Source organism: Arthrobacter sp. NyZ413 (assembly GCF_049390645.1).
Classification (GTDB): domain Bacteria; phylum Actinomycetota; class Actinomycetes; order Actinomycetales; family Micrococcaceae; genus Arthrobacter.
In genome coordinates, this window is the sequence record NZ_CP155434.1 from 1193644 (window position 1) to 1218818 (window position 25175).

23 protein-coding genes and 1 riboswitch are annotated in these 25175 nt (G+C 63.8%); of the genes, 5 read left to right on the forward strand and 18 right to left on the reverse strand.

Features of this window, described 5'->3' with window-relative positions; genetic code table 11:
* Positions 1–16 precede the first annotated feature (16 nt).
* The 7 genes from ABCW42_RS05695 to ABCW42_RS05725 form a co-directional block, all read right to left on the reverse strand.
* A complete protein-coding gene (locus tag ABCW42_RS05695) occupies positions 17–1090 on the reverse strand; it encodes a Gfo/Idh/MocA family protein (RefSeq protein ID WP_423183939.1) in 1074 nt (357 codons plus the stop codon).
* 112 nt (positions 1091–1202) lie between these two features.
* Complete coding sequence (locus ABCW42_RS05700; RefSeq protein WP_423183940.1) at positions 1203–1904, reverse strand: ABC transporter ATP-binding protein; 702 nt, start codon at positions 1902–1904, stop codon at positions 1203–1205.
* A 2-nt stretch (positions 1905–1906) separates the two neighbouring features.
* Positions 1907–3358 (reverse strand): ABC transporter permease, encoded by a 1452-nt coding sequence (locus ABCW42_RS05705; RefSeq protein ID WP_423183941.1) that lies wholly within the window; start codon positions 3356–3358, stop codon positions 1907–1909.
* Positions 3359–3610: 252 nt separating this feature from the next.
* Complete coding sequence (locus ABCW42_RS05710; protein ID WP_423183942.1) at positions 3611–4714, reverse strand: substrate-binding domain-containing protein; 1104 nt, start codon at positions 4712–4714, stop codon at positions 3611–3613.
* Between the two features lie 51 nt (positions 4715–4765).
* Positions 4766–6037, reverse strand: coding sequence for a multiple monosaccharide ABC transporter permease (gene mmsB, locus ABCW42_RS05715; protein WP_423183943.1), 1272 nt, complete (start codon positions 6035–6037; stop codon positions 4766–4768).
* Positions 6038–6078: 41 nt separating this feature from the next.
* Entirely contained in the window at positions 6079–7635 is a 1557-nt protein-coding gene (gene mmsA / locus ABCW42_RS05720; protein ID WP_423183944.1) for a multiple monosaccharide ABC transporter ATP-binding protein, read from the reverse strand.
* A 139-nt stretch (positions 7636–7774) separates the two neighbouring features.
* Positions 7775–8965, reverse strand: a complete 1191-nt coding sequence (locus tag ABCW42_RS05725) for an ROK family transcriptional regulator (RefSeq protein WP_133204473.1) — start codon at positions 8963–8965, stop codon at positions 7775–7777.
* Positions 8966–9193: 228 nt separating this feature from the next.
* Here ABCW42_RS05725 and ABCW42_RS05730 point away from each other — a divergent pair, with 228 nt between their 5' ends.
* Positions 9194–10003 (forward strand): nitrilase-related carbon-nitrogen hydrolase, encoded by an 810-nt coding sequence (locus tag ABCW42_RS05730; protein ID WP_423183945.1) that lies wholly within the window; start codon positions 9194–9196, stop codon positions 10001–10003.
* 72 nt (positions 10004–10075) lie between these two features.
* On the opposite strand, the gene ABCW42_RS05735 is transcribed toward ABCW42_RS05730, so the two are convergent.
* The 8 genes from ABCW42_RS05735 to alr form a co-directional block, all read right to left on the reverse strand.
* Positions 10076–10387, reverse strand: a complete 312-nt coding sequence (locus ABCW42_RS05735; RefSeq protein ID WP_423183946.1) for a hypothetical protein — start codon at positions 10385–10387, stop codon at positions 10076–10078.
* Complete coding sequence (locus tag ABCW42_RS05740; RefSeq protein ID WP_423183947.1) at positions 10371–10538, reverse strand: hypothetical protein; 168 nt, start codon at positions 10536–10538, stop codon at positions 10371–10373. Before ABCW42_RS05740 ends, ABCW42_RS05735 begins: the two co-directional genes overlap by 17 nt.
* Positions 10535–11797, reverse strand: coding sequence for a hypothetical protein (locus ABCW42_RS05745; protein ID WP_423183948.1), 1263 nt, complete (start codon positions 11795–11797; stop codon positions 10535–10537). The genes ABCW42_RS05740 and ABCW42_RS05745 overlap by 4 nt, the downstream gene beginning before the upstream one ends.
* A gap of 1 nt (position 11798) precedes the next feature.
* Positions 11799–12515, reverse strand: coding sequence for an ATP-binding cassette domain-containing protein (locus ABCW42_RS05750; protein WP_423183949.1), 717 nt, complete (start codon positions 12513–12515; stop codon positions 11799–11801).
* Positions 12516–12796: 281 nt separating this feature from the next.
* Complete coding sequence (locus tag ABCW42_RS05755) at positions 12797–14035, reverse strand: MFS transporter (RefSeq protein ID WP_423183950.1); 1239 nt, start codon at positions 14033–14035, stop codon at positions 12797–12799.
* 23 nt (positions 14036–14058) lie between these two features.
* Positions 14059–14436, reverse strand: coding sequence for a VOC family protein (locus ABCW42_RS05760; protein WP_423183951.1), 378 nt, complete (start codon positions 14434–14436; stop codon positions 14059–14061).
* Positions 14437–14488: 52 nt separating this feature from the next.
* A complete protein-coding gene (locus tag ABCW42_RS05765; RefSeq protein ID WP_423183952.1) occupies positions 14489–16102 on the reverse strand; it encodes a PucR family transcriptional regulator in 1614 nt (537 codons plus the stop codon).
* Complete coding sequence (gene alr, locus ABCW42_RS05770) at positions 16092–17315, reverse strand: alanine racemase (protein ID WP_423183953.1); 1224 nt, start codon at positions 17313–17315, stop codon at positions 16092–16094. The genes ABCW42_RS05765 and alr overlap by 11 nt, the downstream gene beginning before the upstream one ends.
* A 203-nt stretch (positions 17316–17518) precedes the next feature.
* Between alr and ABCW42_RS05775 the strand changes: the two genes are divergently transcribed.
* Both ABCW42_RS05775 and ABCW42_RS05780 read left to right on the forward strand, forming a co-directional pair.
* Positions 17519–18949 carry an amino acid permease gene (locus tag ABCW42_RS05775; protein WP_423184813.1) on the forward strand — a complete coding sequence of 477 codons (1431 nt, stop codon included), beginning with the start codon at positions 17519–17521 and terminating at the stop codon, positions 18947–18949.
* A complete protein-coding gene (locus tag ABCW42_RS05780) occupies positions 18946–20661 on the forward strand; it encodes a flavin monoamine oxidase family protein (RefSeq protein ID WP_423183954.1) in 1716 nt (571 codons plus the stop codon). The genes ABCW42_RS05775 and ABCW42_RS05780 overlap by 4 nt, the downstream gene beginning before the upstream one ends.
* Positions 20662–20674: 13 nt before the next feature.
* On the opposite strand, the gene ABCW42_RS05785 is transcribed toward ABCW42_RS05780, so the two are convergent.
* From ABCW42_RS05785 to purU, 3 genes are read right to left on the reverse strand one after another with little or no spacing between them, the layout of a single operon-like run.
* On the reverse strand, positions 20675–21196 hold the full coding sequence (locus tag ABCW42_RS05785; protein WP_423183955.1) for a gamma carbonic anhydrase family protein: 522 nt from the start codon (positions 21194–21196) through the stop codon (positions 20675–20677).
* Between the two features lie 40 nt (positions 21197–21236).
* Complete coding sequence (locus ABCW42_RS05790; protein ID WP_423183956.1) at positions 21237–21806, reverse strand: class I SAM-dependent methyltransferase; 570 nt, start codon at positions 21804–21806, stop codon at positions 21237–21239.
* A 27-nt stretch (positions 21807–21833) separates the two neighbouring features.
* Positions 21834–22694, reverse strand: a complete 861-nt coding sequence (gene purU / locus ABCW42_RS05795; RefSeq protein WP_423183957.1) for a formyltetrahydrofolate deformylase — start codon at positions 22692–22694, stop codon at positions 21834–21836.
* A 35-nt stretch (positions 22695–22729) separates the two neighbouring features.
* A riboswitch (ZMP/ZTP riboswitch) is annotated at positions 22730–22815 on the forward strand.
* Positions 22816–22921: 106 nt separating this feature from the next.
* On the opposite strand from purU, the gene glyA reads away from it, so the two are divergent.
* Positions 22922–24220 carry a serine hydroxymethyltransferase gene (glyA, locus tag ABCW42_RS05800; protein WP_423183958.1) on the forward strand — a complete coding sequence of 433 codons (1299 nt, stop codon included), beginning with the start codon at positions 22922–22924 and terminating at the stop codon, positions 24218–24220.
* A gap of 4 nt (positions 24221–24224) precedes the next feature.
* Positions 24225–25121, forward strand: coding sequence for a bifunctional methylenetetrahydrofolate dehydrogenase/methenyltetrahydrofolate cyclohydrolase (locus ABCW42_RS05805; RefSeq protein WP_423183959.1), 897 nt, complete (start codon positions 24225–24227; stop codon positions 25119–25121).
* Positions 25122–25175 lie beyond the last annotated feature (54 nt).

The window sequence follows — 25175 nt, forward strand, 5'->3', positions numbered from 1 at the left end:
TCGAAAAGCGGTCCAGTCAGACCCGCGCGTCGTTCGCGTATCGGACACCCAGTTGGGACCGTACGCCGTCGAAAAGCCGCATGGTGTTGAGCGAATCGTCCAAGGGCATGACTGGGCTTTCGGCGAGGCCTTGCTGGATGCAGCGGGTGACTTCGCGCAATTCATAGGTGTAGCCGATTCCTACGGTTTCAAAGCGTTCGGCTCGGGGTTCGTCCCACCCGGTTCGGACCAGGATTTCCCGTGGATTGTTGATGGACCCTTGGGTCTGGAGGAAGCCCCGGGTTCCAGCAACGGTTGCTGACCGCGGCCCGTGTGCCAGGAGCGAGGACGTCAACTGGGCGATAGCGCCGTCGTCGTAAGCCAGCGTGAGCGCGTTTTGGGTGTCAACGCCGTCGTCGTTCAACGAGCCCACCGCACTCACCGACTGCGGGAAACCCAAGGTCCCCAAAGGCCACAGCAAGGCGTACACAGTCAGATCCAACAAGGCGCCCCCACCTGCCGCTGGAGACCAGATTCGTGCGGACGGATCGTAGGCGGCGGGGAAGCCCAAGTCTGCACTGACCCATTTGATATCGCCCAATTCGCCCGAGGCGGCAATCGAGAATGCACGCTGAATGCTCGGCAGGAAGCGGCTCCACACCGCTTCCATCAGGAACAAATTGCGCTCCCTCGCCAAGTTGATCAGCTCCGCGGCCTCACGGCCGTTGATGGTCAGGGACTTCTCGCACAGGACGTGCTTGCCGGCGTTGAGTGCGTCCCTCACGATCTCGAAATGCTGGGCGTGCGGAGTCGCCACATAAACCACGTCCACGGTTTCGTCGGCGAGCAGTCGCTGGTAGCCGGGGACATCGCCGTCGTTCCCATAGGCCTTGGTAACGGCGTTCGCCGCCGCAAAGGCGTCCGCCGAATCCTGGGAGCGCGAGCTCACAGCGTACAGCCGGGCGTCCTGGAGTTGGGCAAGATCGCCGGCCACGGTCCTCGCGATACCCCCGGTGGCAATAAAGCCCCAGTTCAAGCCTTTTCCAGTGGCCGAGCGGGGATCCTGGTCAGGTTGGCTGAACAGCCACGGCGTCGCGATATGCAGGCTCATGGGCCCTATCCTCTCACTCCCTCGGCGCGCTTCGCGGGATGTGCCGCGACGCAATAGTGCCGGGAACCGCGCGGTTCCCGGCACTTCGTGCGCACTGCAGTCGGCTGGCCGGTCAGGCTCCGGCAACTGCCCTCGGACGGGCGGCCTCTTCCGTAAGCCGGCCTTGCTGCAGCCTGAAGCGGCGGTCCGTTTTCTGCGCCAACGCCCGGTCGTGCGTCACCACGAGGATGGTGGTGTTGTGGTCCCGGCTCAACGAGCTCAACAGTTCGATGATGTGGTCGCCCGTCTGCTCGTCGAGGTTGCCCGTGGGCTCATCGGCCAGGATGAGTTTGGGTTCGTTGCCCAGTGCCCGGGCGATCGCCACGCGCTGCTGCTCTCCGCCCGAGAGCCTGTTGATGCGGCGGGAGTGCTTTTCCGGGTCCAGTTGCACTTGTTCAAGAAGGGCACGGGCCCGTTCCAGGCGGGCTCCCTTCCGCATTCCGGCGAATTCCATCGGGAGCATGACGTTGTCGATGGCCGAAAGGTTCGGGATGAGGTTGAACTGCTGGAACACGAACCCGATGTCCCGGCGGCGGTACTCCGTGAGCTTGCCGTCGGGCAGGCCGGCGAGGCTGACGCCGTCAACTACGACGTCCCCGCTGGTCGGCTTGTCCAGGGCACCCAGCAATGAAAGCAGGGTGCTCTTGCCGCTGCCGCTCTTTCCGACGATCGAGGCGAGCGTGCCCTTTTCGAGTTCGAAGCTGACGCCGTTGACGGGCTTGATGGTGCGGTCGCCGGTCTTGAACTGGCGTACGAGGTCTTTGACTTCAATCATGGCTATTCTCCTCGGAGGACTTCGATGGGGCGGATGCGCGCGGTCAGCAGGGCCGGCACCAGGGCACCGACGACGGCGACCGCGAAGACTGCCGCGATACCTATGGCGATCGTGCTGGGGGAGGCGCTCGCTGTCACCGAAGTGAGCAGCTGGGAGGCGCCGCCGAACGCACCGCCACCGCCAAACCCGCCACCAAAACCGCCGCCGCCCGGACCGCGCTGGTTCGAGGCCGACGTCGTGCTGTTGGAACTGATGAGGGCCGAGGCGATGCTGCCGCTCGCGAAGGCGGCAATCGCGGCACCCACCACGCTGCCGAGCGCCACCAGGACCAGGGCCTCAAGGACGAACTGCAGTCCGATCGTGCGGTTGCGGGCGCCGATCGCTTTCAGGACGCCGATCTCGCGGCGGCGTTCGCGGACGAGCATGACCATGATGAGCAGGATGATCAGGCCGGCGGTGCCGAGGGCGGCAATGAAGGCCACGAGCGAAATGTTCTTCACGCTGTCCAGGGAGCTGACGGCGGTTTCAATGTTCCGCTGGCCCTGCGTGACGTCGGCCTTGTCCGATCCGAGCGCCGACTGCAGCGCCGTCTTGGCGGCATCCACGTTGTCCATGCTGTTGACGGTTACCACCATGCTGGACAGTTCGCCCGGGGTGGAAGCGAGGGCCTGTGCCTCGGCCAGGGTGGTGTAGACGGCGTTGTTTCCGAACGTGGTGCCGGCGTCGAAGATGCCCGCCACCGTGAAGGTCTTGCCGGCGATGGTGAACGTCGAACCGACCTTGAGGCCGTTCTTGTCGGCGAGCGTGGTGCCGAGGAGCGCTTTGGTGCCGGCGGCGGTGTAGTCGCCGAGGCCGGTGCCGCTGGTGATGTTCAGGGCCTTGCCGGACGTGTCAACCTCTGCCCCGATACCGGCGGCCGTGATGGGCAGGGAGAAGGTGGGCGCAGTGCCCGAGTTTCCAGCGCCCGAGTTCCCGGTTCCCGAGCCGCTTGCGGATCCGCTGTTGCTGTTTGCGTTGTTCCGGTTGCCCAGCGTGCCGGCGTCGATGGCTGCCTTGAGGCTCGTGCTCACGCTGGTGCCGCCGCCAGGACCGCCGCCCGGTCCACCCTGCTGCGAAGTGGTGCCGGTGCCTGAAGTAGACGTCGCGGATTCGGTCTCCAGGCGAAGGGCTTTCGTGCCTACTACCGAGACGACGTTCGGTACTGCGGCCGCCGTCGCGGATTCCGCAGTGGTGAGCGGCTCGCCGCCGCCCTCGAAGCCCTGGCCGCCGGCCGGATTCACCGTGAGGACCGTTCCGACTGCCGCGTTGAGTTCCTGGACTTTGCTGCCTACGGCCTGGTTGGCCACGAGCATGGACAACGCCAACCCGATCGCGACCGCCAATACTGCCACCACTGCCGAGGTTCTTATCTTGTTGCGGAAGGCATTGCCTACGCTCCTGGCTAGGACGCTCACGTTTCTCCTTAGGACCTGGCCCGCCCCAGCGGCGCGCCTGCTCACCTAACAGTGCGCATAGCGGCTGTGCGGCTCTCCAGCTGAAGCTATGCGGGGCCTGTGAAGCGCGGTCCGGCCCATGAAAGGGCCCGACGGCGGCACCCCGCCAGGTGCCGAAGCGCCGACGGCGGCAGCAACCAAACGGAGGAAACGCGGACGGCGGCCGCCCCCGGGTAGGGGACGGCCGCCGTCGTTCGAGCTGTTTGCGCAGTGCTACTTGGTGAGCGGGCCGAGTACCGGATCGTCCACGTAAGCGGTCTTCACGTTGTCCTTGGTGACGATGACCGGCGGCAGGAGGTAAGCCGGAACGGTCTTCACACCGTTGTTGTAGGACTTGGAGTCGTTGATTTCGATCTGCTTGCCGGACTGCAGGTCCTGCACCATGGTGATGGCGTGCTCAACCAGCTTGCGGGTGTCCTTGTTGATGGTCGAGTACTGCTCGCCGGCCATGATCGACTTGACGGACTCTACTTCGGAGTCCTGGCCCGTGACGATCGGGATCGGCTTGCCTGCCGCCTTGACGGACGTCAGGATGGCGCGGGCCAAGGTGTCGTTCGGCGACAGCACGCCGTCAATCGAGGCGCTGGTGTAGGTGCCTGCAAGCAGGGTATCCATGCGCTTCTGGGCGTTCTCTGCCTTCCAGCCCTGGGTCACAGCCTGTTCGAAGGACTTCTGGCCGGAAAGCACCTTGAGCGTGCCGTCGTCGATCTTCGGCTGCAGGATGCTCATGGCACCGTCGAAGAACACCTTGGCGTTGGCGTCATCCGGGGAACCGGCGAAGAGCTCGATGTTGTACGGGCCGTTCGGCTTCTTCGACTTCAGCCCGTCCAGGAGCGCCTGGCCCTGGAGCACGCCGACCTTGAAGTTGTCGTACGCCACGTAGTAGTCCACGTTTGACGTGTTCAGGAGCAAACGGTCGTAGGCGATGACGGTTGCGCCGGCGTCCTTGGCCTGCTTGAGCTGCGTACCCAGCTGGGCGCCGTCGATGGCGCCGACGATGATGACCTTGTCACCCTTCGTCACCATGGCGCTGATCTGGTTCTGCTGCTCGGAAACACCACCGTTGGCGAACTGCACATCCGGTTTGAAGCCTGCGCTGGTGAGTCCGTCGTTGAACAGCTTCTCCGCGAGGACCCAGTTTTCACTGGTCTTCTGGGGGAGTGCGACGCCGATCGAGGACCCTTTGGGGAACGTTTCGGCTGCGCCGCTCGAAGAGCCGCTGGAGGTGCCGTTGTCGGAACGGCCGCAGGCTGTCAGCGCCAGTGCCGCGATCGCAGCGACAGCTGCTGCCTTTCCTGCTTTACCCAACATTCGCATAACTTGGTTCGCTTTCTTTGTTGTGGATGGAACGCATTGCCTCGAAGCCGATCAGGCTTCCTTCGCTATGACTTCCTTGGTTGAGGTTGTCTCATCCGGTGCGATTTCTTCGCTCTTCCGGCTGAAGTTCTTCATCATCATTCCGATAATCGATTTCTTGCCCTGCGTCTTGTTGTAGACGTCGAAGGCGACGGCTGCGAGCAGCACCAGGCCCTTGATGATCTGGGTAAGGTCCGCGCCTACGCCGAGGAGCTGCAGGCCGTTGTTCAGGACTGCCATGACAAGGCCACCGACGATCGAGCCGATCACGGTTCCGACGCCGCCTGTCACCGCAGCGCCGCCGATGAACACGGCGGCGATGGCGTCAAGTTCCCAACCGACGCCGTCGAACGGTCCCGAAGCGGTGGAGCGTCCCACGAAGATCATGCCGGCGAGGCCGGCCAGGACGGACATGTTCATCATGACCATGAAGTTGACCTTCTTGGACTGGACACCGGAAAGCTCGGCCGCGTGCCGGTTGCCGCCCACGGCGTAGATGTGCCGGCCGATGACCGTCTTGGCGGAAATGAAGCCGTAAATCAGGACCAGTACGGCCAGGATGAGGCCCGGGATCGGGAACGAGGTGCCGGGGCGGCCGGTGGCGAACAAGTAGGTCGCATACAGGATGGCTGCGTTGACCAGCACGAGCTTGGTGATCATCACCCAGGTTTCCGGTACTTCGGCGCCCAGTGCCTGTGCGTTGCGGCGGCGGCGCAATTCGCTGAAGATGACGTACGCGACGGCGATCAGGCCGAGGAGGACCGTCAGGTTGTTGTATCCCGTGTTTGGTCCCACTTCCGGCAGGTAGCCGGAGCCGAGGTACTGGAAGTCATCCGGCACAGGAACCGTATTGGATTTGCCGACGAACTGGTTGAAGCCACGGAAAAGGAGCATGCCGGCTAGGGTGACGATGAAGGCGGGGATTCCGACGTACGCGGTCCAGAAGCCTTGCCATGCACCGATCAGCGCCCCCAGCAGGAGGCCGAACAATACGGCTCCGTACCAGGGGAGATGCCAGTCCCTGATGGCCAGTGCCACCGAAATACCGACGAAGGCTGCCACCGATCCAACGGAGAGGTCGATGTGCCCGGCGATGATGACCAGGACCATGCCGATGGCCAGGATCAGGATGTAGGCGTTGCCGTTGAACAGGTTGATGACATTGCCCGGGGTCAGCGTGCGGCCCTCGGTAAAGATCTGGAAGAAGATCACGAGCGCCACCAGGGCGAAGATCATGCCGAATTGTCTGGTGTTGCCACCGAATAGCTTCTTGAGCGCGTTCATGGTTTGGATCCTTGTGTCCGTGTGGTTCTGCGGTAACCGGGTCAGGCTGCTTTGCGGCTGGAGGTCATGAGTTTCATGAGGCTCTCCTGGCTCGCTTCGTCCTTGGTGAGCACCCCGGTGATGGAGCCCTCGAAGATGGTGTAGATGCGGTCGGAAAGGCCCAGGAGCTCGGGAAGCTCGGAGGAAATCACGATCACGCCTTTTCCTTGGTTGGCCAGTTGCTGGATGATGCCGTAGATCTCGTACTTGGCTCCGACATCGATTCCGCGGGTGGGTTCGTCAAGGATGAGGAGGTCCGGATCGGTGAACATCCACTTGGCGAGCACTACCTTTTGCTGGTTCCCGCCGGAGAGTTTCGAGACGCCCTCTTCAACCGACGGGGTCTTCGTCCGCAGCGACTTCCTGTACTGCTCCGCCACGATGAATTCCTTGTTGGCGTCCACGACGATGCCCCGGCTGATCTTCTTCAAGTTGGCCGAAACCGTGGTGGTCTTGATGTCGTCCAGGAGGTTCAGTCCGAGGCTCTTGCGGTCCTCGGTGACGTAGCCGAGGCCGTGGTCGATCGCTTGGCGGACGCTGCGCATGGTGATCGGCTTGCCGTCCTTATAGACCTGCCCCGAGATGAACCGGCCGTAGGAATGGCCGAAAACGGAGCGGGCAAGCTCGGTACGTCCCGCGCCCATGAGCCCGGCGAAGCCAACGATCTCGCCCCGGCGCACGTGGAAGTTGGAGCCCTTGCAGACCAAGCGGTCCTGGATCTGGGGGTGCCCCACGGTCCAGTCCTTGACCTCGAAGAACACCTCGCCGATCTTGGGCGTGTGGTCCGGGAAGCGCGATTCGAGCGTGCGGCCCACCATGCCCTTGATGATCCGGTCCTCGTCCACGCCGTCACGCTTGACGTTGAGCGTCTCGATGGACTTGCCGTCGCGGATGATCGTGATTTCATCCGCGATCTGCTCGATCTCGTTCAGCTTGTGGGAAATCATGATCGAGGTGATGCCGCGGCCCTTGAGGCCAAGGATCAGGTCCAGCAGGTGCTGGGAGTCGGATTCGTTGAGGGCGGCCGTGGGCTCGTCCAGGATGAGCAGCTTGACCGATTTGTTCAGGGCCTTGGCGATTTCCACCAGCTGCTGCTTGCCGACGCCGATTTCCTTGATGGGCGTGTCCGGATCCTCGCGCAGGCCTACCCGGGCAAGGAGTTCCACCGAGCGTTTGCGGGCTTCCGCCCAGTCAATGACGCCGCGGCGGACCGGTTCGTTGCCGAGGAAGATGTTCTCCATGATGGACAGTTCCGGAATCAACGCGAGTTCCTGGTGGATGATCACGATCCCCGCCTGCTCGCTGGCCCGGATGTCCTTGAACTGCTGGACTTCGGCGTTATACACGATCTCGCCGTCGTAGCTGCCGTGCGGGTACACGCCGGAAAGCACCTTCATGAGGGTGGACTTCCCGGCACCGTTCTCGCCGCAGATCGCGTGGATTTCGCCCACCTTGACCCGGAGGCTGACGTTCGAGAGCGCCTTCACGCCGGGGAATTCCTTAGTGATGGACCGCATTTCGAGGAGGATCGGATCCTGGTCGGTTGTGGGGGTAGACATACCCTTGCGCCTCCAATGGTTGACGTCGTCGTCGGCTCGCGGATGGCGAGCCTTTCTGATGTGAAAGTAAACTGGATCACACGCCTTGTCGTCAAGACTTGAACGCAATGGCGAGATAACAGCGTGGTAAAGAATTGGTTTAGGACTGCTTGATTCCGGCGTGCTGGAAGACGAGTGCCGCCGCCCCCAAGGCCTCTGCCCGGGCACCGAGCGAGGACATGGCAAGGTGCGTCGTCTCGCCGATGACGGGGACGGCATGGCGGACAAGCCCGCGCCGGATCGGGTCCAGGAGGATGTCGGCAAGGCCGGCCAGCGGACCGCCGACCACGATCACTTCGGGATTGATGAGATTCGCCACATTGCCCAAAGCGCGCCCCACGGCCAGGCCGGCGTCGTCCACCACGCGCAGGGTCGCAGGATCCTTCGCGAGGGCGTTCCGCACAATGTCCTCAGGTTCGAGATGCACTCCGGTGCCTTTGCCAAGCAGCTCGATCATGGTGGTGGTGGAAGCCATGGTTTCGAGGCAGCCGCGGTTGCCGCAACGGCAGATCGCGCCGTACTCGTGGATGGTCGCATGCCCGATTTCGCCGGTGATTCCGACCGCCCCATAGTACGGTTCCCCATTCAGGATGAGGCCTGCGCCGATGCCCGATCCTATCTTCAAGAACATCAGGTTGCTGATCCCGCTGTGCGGCCCCCAGGTGACTTCGGACAGGGCGCCCAGATTGGCGTCGTTGTCAACGTACACGGGCAAATCGAGGGCTTCTTCCAGCCGTTCGAGGATCTGGATTCCCACCCACTCCGGCAGGATCGCCCCCTGCGCCACGGTCCCTGATCGGCGGTCGATCGGGCCCGCGATGCCTGCTCCCGCGCCCACCACCGCGCTCCGGTCCACGCCGCTTTCCAGGAGTAGTTTGTCGAGAAGTTCGACGGCGGCGCTGATGCCTTGTTCCGCGTGGTGGCCGAGGGGGAGCGTCACGGTTTCCTCGATGATGATGTGGTAGCCAAGCGACGCGAGCACCACCCTCAGGTGCCGCCTGCCGAAGTCGATCCCGACGGCGACCGCCCCGTTGCTGTTGAGCCGGACGTTGAGTGCCCGGCGGCCCGAGCTCGTGATCGGTTCCGTGGAAACCAGGCCGGCGTCCTGCATGATCTTGACGATGTTGGACACCGTGGCGGTGGACAGGCCGGTCTGCCGGGCGAGTTCGGCCTGGGTGGACGGGCCATTCAACAGGCACTCGATGAGCCGCTGCTGGTTGAGGTGGCGCAGCGCCGACTGCGAGCCGGGGTTCTTGCGATGGCTCTTCATCGAGCTGGATGTTGCAGGCATGACATGAAGCGTGCACCAAATCACTTTTGCAGTCAAGAAGTTAACGCAAGGGGACGGTCTTGTGTCGACCCCATGGACTGATGCGGACAATTGTGCGATCCATCCTCTGTCCGCCTTCGTTGGGTCTATTTGTCCCAGCAGCAGCGCGTGGAGGCTGGCTACGCTGGTTTGACGACGATTTCCAGGAATGTTTACCGGGAAACTGAATGGGCTATTGAGGTGGTAAAGATGCTGCTGTCCGTGATGCAGGCCAATGCCGTTGTCCTGGACATCGAGGCCAATCTGGCGACGATTGACGCGGCAGCGCAAAAGGCTGCCGGCGCCGGGGCCTCTTTGCTGCTGACTCCTGAACTCTTCCCCGTGGGCTACTCGCCGCTCAGGATTCGCAATGAACTGAGCCAAGAGGAGCTGCCCGGTATCCGGGAGAAGTTGGCTGAGATCGCTCGCGTCCACGGCATTGGACTGGTCTATAGCCTTCCCGCTCCTGCTGAAGACGGTGGTTGGTACATTTCGGCTAGGCTCCTTGACGCCGGCGGCCATGTCTTGCTGGATTACGCCAAAGTGCACCTCTTCGGCGACGAAGAGCGAAAGGCGTTTTCCGCCGCCCGGGATGCTCCCGCCGTCGTCGATTTCAACGGCCTCAACGTTTCACTGCTGATTTGCTACGACGTCGAATTCCCCGAGGCGGTCCGCGCGGCAGCCGTGCGCGGCGCCGAACTACTGTTGGTTCCCACCGCTTTGTCCGCGGGATACGAAGCCGTGCCGCAAGTGCTTATCCGCGCCCGGGCACTGGAAAGCCAACTCCACTTGGCCTACGCCAACCACAGCGGCCATGAGGACGGTTGCGACTTCCTTGGCGGAAGCGTGGTTGCCGGTCCGGACGGCTCATTGATGGCCGCCGCCGGAGAGTCGGCCGCGCTGCTGTTCGCCGAAGTCCTTGCGGATCCGGTGCGTGCCGTGCGCGAGGACGTGCCCTACCTGGGCGACCGACGCCCGGAAGTTTACCGGGAGTGGGATGCTCCCGGCCGCCGCGCCTGAGTCATGGCAAGTGCCGCCCCGATGACGAATGCCGCCCCTGGGCCGGCGACCGCCGTGGCCGCAATCTGCCAACTAGTCGGCCTCTTGAAGGCGTCGCTTGTGGGCCTTGAGACGTTCCAGGACCGAGGCTACCGCAACGTGGAATGCCGTTAGCAACACGAAAATGATGGCGATCGGGATGCCATTCGACACGCCTGCTTCCAGTATCGTTGACCCGTCGGACTGTTCTTGCGGGTGAAAAAACAGCGCTCCAAACAGGCCAAACTTCCGTACTCCGACTTCCCGGGCCGAGAACATCGTCATGATGAAGCTTCCCACGACGACGATCATTGTGAGGACAAAAGATGACGTCAATGCCGCGGATATTCTAAGAAACCACTTCATGGCGGGTGATCCTTTCCAACCTTTGCATGCCGAATATGCTGTAACCGACAATCAGGAGGTTCAGTAAGATGAAGATCATGGCGGTGATTGCCGGATGAAAGTTAAAAATGTTCAATCCAAGGGCGATAATCATGACGATCGTCAAGGTCACCACCACTCCGATGAGTACAGTGAAGGGATTTCCCTTTTCCGGGGAAACGCGATGCCTATCAATGTCGAAATGAGGATGTTGCTCAAGCAAAAGACTGCCACGGGCGGGATCGCGTCCCACGAAATTCCTTGTGCCAGGGATAGGCTCAGGACCGGAATAGCGACGACGCAGAGCAGGACCGCCTGCGATCCGACGATGCGAAGATAGTTCGCGGCTGTCCGTCCCGGTAAGGGAACCATTCGCCTCAATGTTTCCGAATTTGAATATGCGTAAATGCCCTGGAAAGTGACTAAGGCTAGCACGTAAGGTGGAAATACCAAATGATAGATCCACATGAAGGCTGAAAATATGATGACGAAGAGGGCCGCTACCGTCGTTTCAAAATTTCGAAACATGACCAGTACGTAAACGCCAAACCGATGCTTCGCCAGCCAGGCCGGCAGCAGTATGAAAAAGCGGCGCATCGGAACGTAACTCTTCGGAGCCGCCGCCATGATTGCCCAGACTATTGCGGCAGATGTCACAAGGAATACCAGACTGCAAATCCAGATTCCAGCCTTTTCCTGCAAGAGCGCGTATGACGGGGCTGGCGACCAGTATTCACGGCTTTCTACGTGACTTTGGGCTATTTGTGCGCTCTGTTCATTGGTATATGGGAATATCGCCACGAGCCCCAGGCCCAGCACCATCGGGACTACGAGACTGCGAAGTCGGGAAACGCGTAGGGCAAGAAGCACCCGTTCGAGGAGATAGTAGCCAAGGCTGAGCAGCAGGTACGCCGTCTGCGCCGGAAACCAGATGGATGCCAGGACCTTAGGTATGAAAGCAGGGCCTCCAACCAGGACTGTAGAGGCGGAGAAGGCCCCGAAAATGAACAACATCATGACGAAGACGACTGACGATTCGAAGAGCCCGAAGGCCAATGTCCTTTCCTTGTTGGTCACCGGAAGGTTGAAGGACAGCTTCAGGAGATCGTCTGCCTTCATGAAGAGCACCCGTATTAGCACATAGGTAACAAGGGCCCAGAATGCGACAGATACATTGGCGGCTTGAAGGACCGGCTCGAGGAGCCCGGTTCCACCGAAGTACTGCCGGATCACCACATAACTGAGCAGCGTAAAGCCGGCGAAGGCGGTAGCAAGGAAGACCAGCACTGAGATTCTGGCCGTCCGACTTGCCAGCAATCCACGGCCCAAAACGCGCCTGAGAATAAAAATCCAAAATAGCCGGAACAGCAGCGCCACGCTCGCGCGCCGCATCTCAGGGGGTCTCCATTACCTGGATGAGCTCGTTGGCCAGGTCCGCGATGGTGCCATGGTCCGCGACAAGGTCACCGATCGGGGCTTGGACAACCATGCTTCCTTGAATAAGGAAGGCAAGCTGGTCAGAAACCCGCTCCAACATTGCGAAGTCATGGCTGCAAAGCAAGACCGATCGGCCTTCCGTGGCGAGCTCCTTCACGTCACCTTCGAATATTCTGAGCGCGTCAATGTCTATTCCGTTCAAGGTCTCATCAATGACGGTAAGCCTCCTTCGCAACATGAACGCCGCGATGAGCTGCAACTTTTTCCGCATGCCATGTGAGTAATCCTCAATGAGGTCCCGATGCCTTCCAGCCATGGAGTACTCCGCGAATTGCGACGTCAATGCGGTGTAGTCCAGGGATTCCCCGTACAGGCCGTGCATGAAACGCAGGTATTCCTCGCCCGTGAGAAACTCCGGAAGGAAGTCATTGCTTGACAAGTAGATCGAGGACATCTTGGCATTGCGGCTCTGGCTTCTGTCAGAACCGATATTGACTTGACCGTTTTGGAGTTGCAGCAGGTCCAGGATGACCTTGATCAGCGTCGATTTTCCTGACCCGTTGGGTCCCACGAGTCCCAAGATGCAGTTTGCCGGAATCGTGAACGAGACATCGTGCAGTACTTGAGTTCGGGAACTGTAGGCGAAGTTAAGGTTTTCAACCGTCAGGTTCATTGTTGATACCCCTTTCAATGCTCCGGCCGTGGTGGCGCGCATTCGAAGAGTAAGGCTCGGAAACGCTGCCTAGGGGCCGATAGGCCGGATCTAGGTGTGAAAAACTCCGGACTAGGTGCAAATCGGGCAAAACACCTAGTTGGGGTCCCGTTTTTAGGCCTCAACACCTGGATAGATGCCCCAAAACACCTAGGCGACCTTCCAAACACCTGATCTCGGTATTTCATGGCCCGGTCATCCAGAGGCCCCGGCCGGTGGTGATGGTCGTCAGGGGTTCTGGTTCAGTGCTGGTGAAGCCTGCGCAGGACGAGGGCGAGGCTGGCGAAGGCCAGTGCGTTGGCGGCGAGGATGACGATGATGGCCGCGGCCGGGCTGATGCTGTAGGCGGCGCCGAGGATGCCGCCGGCGGCGAGGAGGCCGAGCCCGCGGACGAGGGCGAGCCAGCCGAAGGCGACCGGGCGGGAGTGGGAGGGGACAAGTTCTGTCACGACGGCCTTGACGGTGGAGTCCAGGACGCCGTTGACGATGCCCCAGATGGCTGCGCCGGCCCAGACGAGGGCCACAGTATTGGCGAAGGAGATCGCCGCGATGGCCGCGGCGGCGGGAACGGCGAGGAGGACGAGGGGACCGCGGCGGTCGTAGAGGCGTCCGACGATGAGGCCGCTGAGTCCGTCCACTGCCATGGCGACGGCGAACACGACCGGGACCAGGGCATCGCTGAGGAGGCCAGCGGTCTGGGCATGGAAGGCCATGAGCGGGAAGGGCGCGACCCCGCAGGACAGGACGGCCACGGCCGCCGTGTACTGCCAGAACCGCGCTGGCAGCTGCACGCGGGTTTCCTTGGCCTGTGGCTTGCGGGTCGGTTCGCCGGTGGCGGTGGCGGTGGTTTCGGGGTGTTCGTAGGCGGCCGGATTCGGTACGCGGGTCCTGAGCCAGAACAACATGGCAAGGACGAGCACGCCCGGGACGGCGAGTACGCCGAACGCGAGCCGGTAGTCGCCTTCGTGCCAGGCCAGGACCGCGGCCAGGAGCAAAGGTCCGAGCATGGCACCGGTCTGGTCCAGGGCCTGGTGGACCCCGAACGCGGATCCGCGCCCGGTGCTGGTGGAGGCGTGGGAGAGGAGGGTGTCCTTGGCCGGTGAGCGGACGGCTTTGCCGAGCCGTTCGGTGCCGTAGAGGAGCAAGGCAGGGGCGATGAGGCCGGTTGTTCCGATCAAGGGAACGCTCAGGACGGTGAGGGCGTAGCCGGTGATGGTCCAGGCCCAGTAATGCTGGGTGCGGCGGACGGCGAGGCCGGAGAGGACGCGGAGCCCGTAGCCGATGAACTCGCCGGCTCCGGCAACCAGGCCGACGACGGTGGCGCCCGCGCCCAGCGTGCCCAGATACGGTCCGATGATGCTGCGGGCGCCTTCGTAGACCATGTCGGCGAGCAGGCTCACGATGCCGAAGGCGACAACAAAGTGCCAGGGGCGCAGCAGGGGCTGGTGTTCCCTGGATGTGGCGGATTGGCCGTTGGGCATGTGGGGTACCACCGACGTCCGGCCTAGGCCTCCAGCCGCTTGCGCAGCAGGCAGAACTCGTTGCCCTCAGGGTCGGCGAGGACGTGCCATGGCTCGTCGCCGGTTTGGCCGACGTCGGCGGGGCGGGCGCCGAGGGCGAGCAAACGTTCCAGCTCGGCGTCCTGGTCCCGGTCGACGGGGTTGACATCGATGTGGAGGGGGAGCCTGCCAGTCCGCAGATTGGTGCTCGGGCTCAGGAAGATGGTGGGCTGCAAGCCGCCGAACCCGGCGTCGGCCGGACCGATCTCGATCGCGCCCTGGTCCCGGTCGAGCTCCACGTAGCCGAGGACTCCGCACCAGAAGCGCGCAAGGAGCTCCGGGTCGGCGCAGTTGAGGACAAGTTCGCTGATGCGGGATGCCATGCAGCCCAGTGTACGGAGAAGCCCGCACCAACGCGGCCGACTCGCGGAAGCCTCACGAAACCTCCGAAACCCCGGCCACAACGTCGTCGGCATACTGCAACGCTATCCAGAGTTCTGCCCGCACTTGGGCCTGGTTGAGGTCGACTCCGAGAAGTTCGGCCACCAGTCCGATCTGGCGGCGGACGCTATTGCGGTGCAGTCCCAGCACCTTGGCGGATGCGTCCCAGCTCCCGTTCTCACTGAGCCAACCACGGAGCACGGCGAGCAACGCGTCGCGACGATCCGCTTCCAAGGAAAGCACGGGTTCGAGGAGCCTTGCCGCCAGCATCGTCCCGGCCTCGCGTCCCAGCAGGCCGGTGACCGACCACGTGACTTCGTCGACCCGGGCACTGCGCCCGCTCGACTGGACCCGGGAGCGGAGTGACGTCACCCGCTGATGGGCTGCGGCAAGCCCGGTCAGCTCCGTGGGATCGCCGATGACCAGCCGCCAGCCGAGTTTTTCGACATCCGCCAGCAGCGCGTCGTCCACCTTGAGCCTGGTGATCGCCGCGAATCCGTAGTCCGTGATTTCCACGAGCTTGGTGTCGAAGAGGCGCCGCCACTGCAGGACCTCCCGCACCGGGCCGTCGCCCGACGGCCAGTCAGGGGAGTCCACTTTGATGCCTTGGACCACCCGCAGGGGAGCGGATCGCGTGGAAGAAAGACTTTGGGCAAGGAGGTCCTTAAGCCCGTTGATGTGCCGGGTTCCGCCGCTCGCAAGGGATTCAGGATGCAGAAGGAGGGCCGTGGCCAGCTGGCTCGGCGCGAGCGAGCCGCTGGTCCGTTGCCGCACCAGCAACTCGAGGAGGCCCACCACCGACTGGACTACGATGTTCTGCGCCGGAGCCAGCGCGGTGTCCGAACCCAGGACCAGTGCGCCGAGGTTCGCATCCTTGGTGCTTCGCAGGGGGTGGCCGAAGACCATCGCCGAGCCGGGTTGCTCAAACCCGTCCATCTCAACCCGCGGACCCCGCCCGGAAAGGAGCCGTTCCAACATCGGTTCCAGCAGTGAGTGCTCGACGCCGGTGCTGCCGCCGGCTGCGTGGGCACGCGCACGGACGCGCCCGTCAGCCCCGATGAGCAGCGCCCAGGCCGGAACTTTCTGGACGAGCGCTGCAAGGAGTTCGTGTTCCGGGCGCGGCGACAGGACGGCCCGCATGAGTTGGCGGTTTGTCTCCGCAAGTTGGCGGAAGACCCTTGCGTTGTCCGATTCCAGGAGCTGGGAGAATTCCAGGCCGATCGCGGCGAACGGGATCGATTCCGGGATGCCGATCAAGGTGAGCTCGTGCCGCCGGCACGCGGCGATGAGTTCCGGCGGAACGGCGTCGAAATACGGCTTGATTCCAAAGCCCAAGGCGGCCACCTTGGCCCCCACCAGCCGCTTGACGTAAGCGTCCACCCTGGCCGGTGTTCCGCCGTCGCCCTGGAAGGGGAGCCCGGCAGTCAGCAGGAACTCCCCTTCCGGGAGGTAGGGGGTGGGGTCGTCCAGTTCGCTCGGTTCCACCCAGCGCAGCAGCTCGCCGCCGCTGCCGCCGTCGTGGAGGATGTCCAGTTCCGGCGGCAGTTGCGCGAGGAACTGATCGAGGGTGACGAAGCTCAAGCGCCCTGGACTCGGCTCAGCGGACATGGCTTGGAGCCTCCTCCTGGTAGTCGGGGCACTCGTACGCGCTGCTTTGGTAGACGCGAGGCAGGCGGGGCGCGATCCTGTTGATGATCTCGTCGCCGTGGCTGCCGATCGCGGCGCCCCAGTCGTCGGCGCTCGCGGCTCCGCTGGCCGGATCCCCGAACAGGACGGCGATGTCGCCGACGTCGATTCCGGCGGCGTCCGGCCCGAGGTCCACCATGAATTGGTCCATGCATACCTTTCCGATCACGGGGACTCTGCGTCCGGCGATCTGGACCAGGCTCCGTCCGCTGATCCCTTTCGGAATGCCGTCCGCGTAGCCGAGGGGAATGAGGCCCAGGTAGCGCGGTTCGTGGGTAATGGCTTGGTGTTCGTAGCTGACGCCGATTCCGGCGGGGACCTTCTTGACCATGACAAGCGGCGCGGTGACCGTCAGCGCAGGGCGGAGCCCGAAGTCCGCCGGGTTCAGGTGGTCCGCGGGAGCGAGCCCGTAGATTGCCAGGCCGGCCCGGACCATGTCGAAGTGGAACTCGGGCCGGTCCAGGATGTTGGCCGAGCTTGAAACATGGCGCAATTGTGGCTCGAGGCCGGCGGCACGGGCTTCACGAACCGCGTCCTCGAATTCGGCGACGGCGGCGGCGTTGCCGGGGTGGGCGGGAACATCGGCCCACGCCAAGTGGGTCCAGATGCCGCGGACCTTCAGCGTTCCGTCCTTTTCGGCCGCGCGGGCCCTGGCGACGAGCCCTGTCCAATCCTCCTTGCGGGCGCCGCCGCGGCTCAGTCCGCTGTCCAGCTCCAAGTGCACGACGGCGGGCCTGCCCACGTGCCTCGCGATACCGGCCAGCACCTCAAGTTGACGGACGCTCCCAAGCGACACGTCGACGTCGTGCTCGAGCGCTTCCCGAATGGTCGCGCTCGTCTGGGATGCCAGATAAAGCCAGGACAGGACCGGGACCGTGATGCCGGCCCGTCGCAAGGCAACGGCTTCGCTCAACTGTGCGGTGCCGAGCCAGTCCGCGCCTGCATCGAGGGCTGTGCGGGCAACGTCGATCAGGCCGTGGCCGTAGCCGTTTCCCTTGACGACGGCCATGAAATGCGGGGCGTCGGTACGCTTCCTGAGCGCTTTGATGTTGTCTGAAATCGCAGACAGGTCAACGCTGACTTGTCCCGAGAGCGCCGCTTCGGGCGCCGTTTCCAATGGTGCAATACGTCTCATGGATGAACACTATAGGTCATTTTGCACACTTTGAGAGATGGCTCACAGGCTTACGGTGGACAGGGGAAACCGAAAACTACTCTGAAGGGACGTCAACGGTGACTGTGCCTACTTCCACCCGAACCGAAGCAACGCATGACACCCGGGCTGCCAGCCGTCCGGGGCTCGGAGCCCAACTGCTGCGGCGCAAACCGATCGGACAAATGGTCAGCGAATCCGGCAGCGGCGAAGGCGGTACTCCGCTGGTCCGCAGCTTCGGAGTCCTGCAGCTCACGATGATCAGCGTCGGCGCCACGTTGGGCACCGGCATCCTGGTGATCCTGGGCGAATCCGTTCCCTTGGCCGGCCCGGCTGTGTGGATATCGTTCGTCGTGGCCGGCCTCGCGGCGCTGCTGTCCGCGGTCTCCTACGCCGAAATGGCCGGCTTGGTGCCCGTCTCCGGTTCAAGCTACTCGTACTCCTACGCGACCATGGGCGAAGGCATGGCCTGGATCTGCGGCTGGTGCCTCGTCCTCGAATACGCGGTATCTGTGGCCGCCGTGGCGGTCGGCGCGGGGCAGTACGTCAACGAAACCCTCGCCGCCTTCGGCCAGGTGCTGCCGGACGCGATGTCGCAACCGCCCGGCAGTGGCGGCGTCGTCAACATCCCGGCCATGGTCATTGTGGTCCTTGCCATGGTCCTGCTGGTGCGCGGAGCACGCGAGAGCGCATGGATCAACACCGCGATCGTCACCGTCAAGATCGTCATCCTGCTCTTCTTCTGCGCAGTGGCCTTTACGGCATTCAACGCCGGAAACTTCGATCCCCTCATGCCGATGGGTGCCGCCGGAGTCTCGGCCGCCGCATCCCGCGTGTTCTTCTCGTACATTGGCTTCGACGCCGCCTCCACGGCAGGCGAAGAAGCGCGCAACCCCAAGCGCGACCTGCCCCGCGCCATCCTGCTGTCCATGGTGATCGTGACCAGCATCTATGTCCTGGTTGCCGTCGCGGCCATCGGTGCCCGTCCCTGGGGCTGGTTCGGCGGCACGGAAGCCGCCCTCGTCCAGATCCTCGAAGAAACCACCCACCAGCCGTGGATTGCGCTCGTCTTCTCGGTGGGAGCCGTGCTCGCCATCGCCAGCATCGTGTTGACCGTGCTGTACGGCCAGACCCGCATCCTGATGTCCATGTCCCGTGACGGACTCGTGCCCCGGGTCTTCGGACGCGTCTCCCGCCGGACCGGCACTCCCGTCGCCGGAACGCTCATCGTGGGCACCGCCGTCGCGCTCACCGCGGGCCTGGTCCCGCTCGGTGCGCTCGCCGACGCCACCAGCATCGGCACGCTCTTCGCCTTCGCACTCGTCAACGTCGCCGTCATCTACCTCCGGCGCAACCAACCGGCCCTCAAGCGGAGCTTCCGGGTGCCGCTGTACCCGGCCACCCCGATTCTCGGCACGCTCATGTGTGCCTACCTCATGGCCAACCTGGGCACCGACACCTGGGTGGTGTTCGGCGGCTGGATGCTCGTGGGGATCGCCCTGTACTTCGGCTATGGACGCCGGAATTCCAAAGTAGCGGCCCTGCCAGAACAGGAATACCGTGAACTATCCGCAAGGGTCACCGACCCGGAAACTGTGAAGGCAGAACTTTCATGACCATCGCCACCGAATTGCCCGCGGAACACACCCTCGAAAGGGGAGCGGACCAGGCGACGCCGTCCGAGGCTCCCATCACCATGCTGAACCCGGACTTCCCGTTCAGCTACGACCACTACCTGGCCCACCCGGACGGCCTCGCCGTGGTGCCGCCGGAACTGTACGGAACCGAAGTCGCCGTCATCGGCGCCGGCCTTTCGGGACTTGTCACCGCCTATGAGCTGATGAAGCTCGGCCTCCGCCCGGTTGTCTACGAAGCAGACCAGATTGGCGGACGGCTGCGCACCGCGGGCTTCCCCTCCGCGCCCGGAGTCGTAGCGGACCTTGGCGGCATGCGCTTCCCGGTTTCGGGGAAGGCCTTCTACCACTATGTGGACCTCCTCGGCCTCGACACCCGGGAATTTCCGAACCCGCTCGCTCCGGCAACGTCGAGCACCGTGATCGAACTGGCAGGAGAGAAGCACTACGCCGCCACCGCGGCGGAACTCCCCGAGTTCTTCCACGAAGTCGCTGCAGCGTGGAAAGCAGCCGTCAACGACGGCGCGGCATTCCAGGAAATGCAGGAAGCAATCCGTGCCCGCGACACCGCCCGCATCAAGGAATTGTGGAACGAACTCCTCCCGAAGCTGGACGAACAGACCTTCTACGGCTTCATCGCCGCCAGCGAGTCCTTCAAGAAAGCCGGCTTCGCGCACCGCGAAGCATTCGGACAGGTCGGCTTCGGCACCGGCGGCTGGGACACCGATTTCCCCAACTCCATCCTCGAAATCCTCCGCGTTGTCTACACCGACGCCGACGACCAGCACCGGCTCATTACCGGGGGAGCGCAGCGGCTACCGGAGGCACTCTGGAACCACGCGCCGTCGGGCATGGCGCACTGGCCCGAAGGCACGTCGCTGGCGTCCCTCCACTCCGGATCGCCGCGCGGAGCCGTGGACCGCATCCAACGCGGCGAGAATGGCGACCTCCTTGTGCGTGAGCGCTGGGGCCGCGAAACCGGGTACCCGGCCGTCGTGACGACGTGCCAGTCCTGGCTGCTCTCAACCCGTATCCACACAGAAGAAGCGCTCTTCCCCGCCGAGCTGTGGACAGCGATCGAACGTTCACACTACATGCAGTCCTCCAAGACCTTTGTCATGGTGGACCGGCCGTTCTGGAAGGACATCGACCCCGAAACGGGACGCGAGGTGCTGTCCATGACCCTGACGGACCGCCTCAACCGCGCGAGCTACCTGCTCGACGACGGCCCGGACAAGCCCGCCGTCATCCTGCTCTCCTACACCTGGAACGACGACGCCCTGAAGTGGCTCGCACTCAGCGCCGAAGAACGCGTCAAGCTCATGTTGCATTCGCTCGAACAGATCTACCCCGGCGTGGACATCGCGAGCCACATCATCGGCCAACCGATCACGGTGTCCTGGGAGGCCGATCCCAACTTCATGGGTGCCTTCAAGGCCAACCTGCCCGGGCACTACCGTTACCAACAGCGCCTGTTCACCCACTTCAAGCAGGACAAGCTCCCCGAGGGCCAGCGCGGCATCTTCCTCGCCGGCGACGACGTCTCCTTCACCGCCGGCTGGGCAGAAGGCGCAGTCACCACGGGACTCAACGCCGTCTGGGGCGTCGTGAACCACCTCGGCGGATCATCGGTCCCGGGCAACCCCGGCCCGGGCGAGCTCCTGGACGAGCTGGGGCCGATCAGCCTGGACTGACGTTCTCCTTGCGCTACTCCGCGTGCATTTCCCGGTGCGCCGCGGCGAGCTCGCGGTAGTGTGCGGCGTTGCGCTTGACGCCGTCGAACTCTTCCTCGCTCAGCTCGCGGCGCACCTTGGCGGGAACTCCGGCCACGAGCGAGCGCGGCGGAATGACGGTCCCTTCAAGCACGACGGCGCCTGCCGCCACGAGCGAGCCCGTACCGATCACGGCCCCGTTCAGGATGGTCGCGCTCATGCCGATGAGGCAGTCGTCCTCCACGGTGCAGCCGTGCACGACGGCGGAGTGTCCGACGCTGACGCGCTCGCCGACCGTGCACGGGAAGCCGGGATCCGCGTGGAGGACCACGTTGTCCTGCAGGTTCGAGCCGGCACCGACGCTGATCGCCGCGGTGTCGGCACGGACGGACACTCCGTAGAACGCGCTGGCGCCTTCGCCGAGCGTGGCCTTGCCGATGATGGACGCCGTCGGCGCGACGAACGCTGAGTCATGGATGACCGGGGTGTCCCCGGCAAAAGTGTGAATGGGAGCCATGGGGCAAGCCTAAAACACGCGTAGGGCAGATGACCGCAGGTCATCCATTGTCTGGCGTCCGCAGGACCAGGAACTGGTAGTGCCGGTTTCCGGCTCCCGCCTCCTCGGGCCAGGTCTCAAAATGTTCCACGAGGCCGTGTTCGCCAAAGATCCGCCGTACGGTGTCGTCGCTGCGGAGGCTGAAGAACCGCCGCGGCTCGTCCAGGTCCTCGGGGTTGAGTACCTCTTCATCTTCACCGGACCAGAGCCCGACGGCGATCGGCGCACCTGGCGCGGTGACCCGCACAAGTTCTCCGACGACGTCGTGGATCCCGCTGTCGGGGACATGAAGCAGTGTGTTCATGGTCCAGGCAGCCGGAAACGCGTCGTCGGGAAACGGCAGGTCCCGGCCGCTCGCCACTGTGGCGTCAAGCCGCTTGGCCCGGGCCTCAGAGATGCTCTCCTCGGAGAGGTCGACGCCGGTATAGTGCAGCCCCGCGCGCACGAATTCCACGCCCTCGATGCCCGTGCCGCAACCAAGCTCGAACAACGCATGGCGGTGCTCCTCCTTGAGGAGGCGGATGAACCATTCACGGCGCCGCACCGGCTGCGCCCCTGGAATGCCTTCCATTGACCCAGCGTAGTTTGGCGGAGCCGCCTAGTTGAAGACCACCGTGCGGGTGCCATCCAACAGGACGCGATGCTCAGCGTGCCATTGCACTGCCTTCGCGAGGGTCCGGCCTTCGACATCCCGGCCCATCTGCACGAACTGCTCGGCCGTGCGGGCATGGTCCACCCGGATGACTTCCTGCTCGATGATCGGACCCTCATCCAGGTCGGCCGTGACGTAGTGCGCCGTGGCGCCAATGATCTTCACGCCGCGCGCATGTGCCTGGTGGTACGGCTTGGCGCCCTTGAAGGAGGGCAGGAAGGAGTGGTGGATGTTGATGGCTTTGCCGCTGAGTTCGGTGCAGAGATCGTTGGACAGGACCTGCATGTAGCGTGCCAACACGGTCAGTTCGACGCCGTGCTCGCGGATCAGTTCGAGGAGTTTCCCTTCCGCCTCGGGCTTCGTTTCCGCGGTGACCGGGATGTGGTGGAAGGGGATGCCGTAGAAGTCGGCAAGGCCTTCCAGGTCCCTGTGGTTGGACACGATGGCCGGAACCTCGATGGGCAGGGTGCCGGAGCGTTGCTGGAAAAGGAGGTCGTTGAGGCAGTGCCCGTCCTTCGAACCAAGGATCAGCGTGCGCACTTTCCCTGCCGCGGGGTTGATTTCCCAGGTCATTCCGAATGCTTGCGCCACGGGTGCCAATGCTCCCCGCAGCTCTTCTTGGCTCGACGACGTCGTGGCTTCCACCCGCATGAAGAAGTTCCCGGTGCTCGGGCTGCCGTACTGCTGGGAGTCGGCGATGTTGCAACCCGCTTCGAGCAGGGCGCCCGCGACGGCGTGCACAATTCCGGGCCGGTCCGGGCAGGACAGGGTTACAACATAAGACGTAGGCAGGGTGGAATCAGTCACACGCCAAGCCTACCGTTGCCGACCTGCTGTACTGTTTAAGGCGTCGCGACTGGCGTTGGGTGGTGTACCACCAGGGAGCGGCACTGATGAAGACCACGGATCGTACGCCTGGGCCGAGGGTCACGTCTTACCGTTGCTGTGCCATGCCTCGTAACCAAAGGGCATGGAAAAATCCCAGCCGGTAGCCTGACCTGTAGAAGTACCCGTTGCCTATCCAGGAGATCTTCGTGACTGCAACCACCATCACCTCCGCGACCATCAGCAACCAGCCGCTGTCAGAACTCGACCCCGAGATCGCAGCGGTTCTGGAACAGGAACTCGGCCGCCAGCGCGGCACCCTGGAAATGATCGCCTCCGAGAACTTCGCTCCCCGCGCCGTCATGGAAGCGCAGGGCTCCGTCCTCACGAACAAGTACGCCGAAGGCTACCCGGGCAAGCGCTACTACGGTGGCTGCGAATATGTGGACGTTGCCGAGCAGCTTGCCATCGACCGGGTCAAGGCACTCTTCGGCGCCGAATACGCCAACGTCCAGCCGCACTCCGGCGCGCAGGCCAACGCCGCGGCCCTCTCCGCCCTCATCAACCCGGGCGACAAGATCCTCGGCCTGTCCCTGGCCCACGGTGGCCACCTCACCCACGGCATGAAGCTGAACTTCTCCGGCAAGCTGTACAAGGTCGCCGCGTACCAGGTCGAAGAAGACACCTTCCGCGTGGACATGGACAAGCTCCGCGAGCAGGCAATCGCCGAGAAGCCCCAGGTCATCATCGCCGGTTGGTCCGCCTACCCGCGCCACCTCGACTTCGCCGCCTTCCGCTCCATCGCCGACGAAGTCGGCGCGCTGCTCTGGACGGACATGGCGCACTTCGCCGGACTCGTGGCAGCAGGCCTGCACCCGAGCCCGGTGCCGCACTCCGACGTCGTCACCTCCACCGTGCACAAGACGCTTTCCGGACCCCGCTCCGGCGTGATCCTCGCCAAGGAAGAGTGGGCCAAGAAGCTCAACTCCAACGTCTTCCCGGGCCAGCAGGGCGGCCCCCTCATGCACGTCATCGCAGCCAAGGCTGTCGCGTTCAAGATCGCAGCGGGCGAGGAGTTCAAGGAGCGCCAGGAGCGTGTCCTCGAAGGCGCCAAGATTATCGCCGACCGCCTCAACCAGGCCGACGTTGCCGAAGCAGGCGTCTCCGTCCTCACCGGCGGTACCGATGTGCACTTGGTCCTCGTTGACCTCCGCAACTCGCAGCTCGACGGACAGCAAGCCGAAGACCTCCTGCACTCCGTGGGCATCACGGTCAACCGCAACGCCGTTCCGTTCGACCCCCGCCCGCCGATGGTCACCTCCGGCCTGCGCATCGGTACCCCGGCCCTCGCAACCCGTGGCTTCGGCGCAGCCGAGTTCACCGAGGTTGCCGAGATCATCGCCTCGGCGCTGAAGTCCGGTTCCGCTACCGACGTCGAGGCACTGCAGGCCCGCGTCGACAAGCTTGCCGCCGACTTCCCGCTGTACCCGCAGCACGAGCAGTGGTAGGCCAATGACAGCACAGTCCACCGCGCAGGTTCTTGACGGCAAGGCTACCGCCGCCGCCATCAAGTCCGAATTGACCGAACGCGTCTCCGCCCTGCGCGCCAAAGGAGTAACGCCCGGACTCGGTACGATCCTGGTCGGTTCGGATCCCGGAAGCACGTGGTACGTCGGCGGAAAGCACAAGGACTGCGCCGAAGTGGGTATCACGTCCATCCGGCGCGACCTGCCCGAGGACATCAGCCAGGAGGCCCTCCTCGAAGTGGTCCGCGAGCTTAACGAGAACCCGGAATGCACCGGATACATCGTCCAGCTTCCCCTGCCCAAGCACATTGACCAGGACGCGATCCTTGAGGCCATGGATCCGGAAAAGGACGCCGACGGCCTCCACCCCATGAACCTTGGCCGCTTGGTGGCGAACGTCGGCGGCGAGATGAAGTCTCCGCTGCCCTGTACGCCCAAAGGCTGCGTGGAGCTGCTGCGCAGGCACGGAATCGAACTCAAGGGCAAGCGCGTCCTCGTGGTGGGCCGCGGCGTCACCATCGGTCGTCCGATTGGCCTCCTGCTCACCCGCAAGGACGTCAACGCGACCGTCACCCTGGCCCACACCGGCACGGTGGACCTGCCCGCCGAACTCAAGCTGGCCGACGTCGTGATTGCCGCGGCCGGTGTGCCGCACATGATCAAGGCCGAAGACCTCAAGCCGGGCGCGATCGTGCTCGACGTCGGTGTGAGCCGCGTCGACGACGGGAACGGCAAGGCTGTTGTCACCGGTGACGTGGATCCCGCCGTTGCCGGCGTCGCCTCGTGGCTGTCGCCCAACCCAGGTGGCGTCGGCCCGATGACGCGCGCCATGCTGCTCGCGAACGTGGTGGAAACGGCTGAACGCCAGGCCGGCATCGCCTAGGCTTCGAATTCACGGTGTAGGGCTCTTACTCCTGCGGGAGTAGGCGCCCTACAC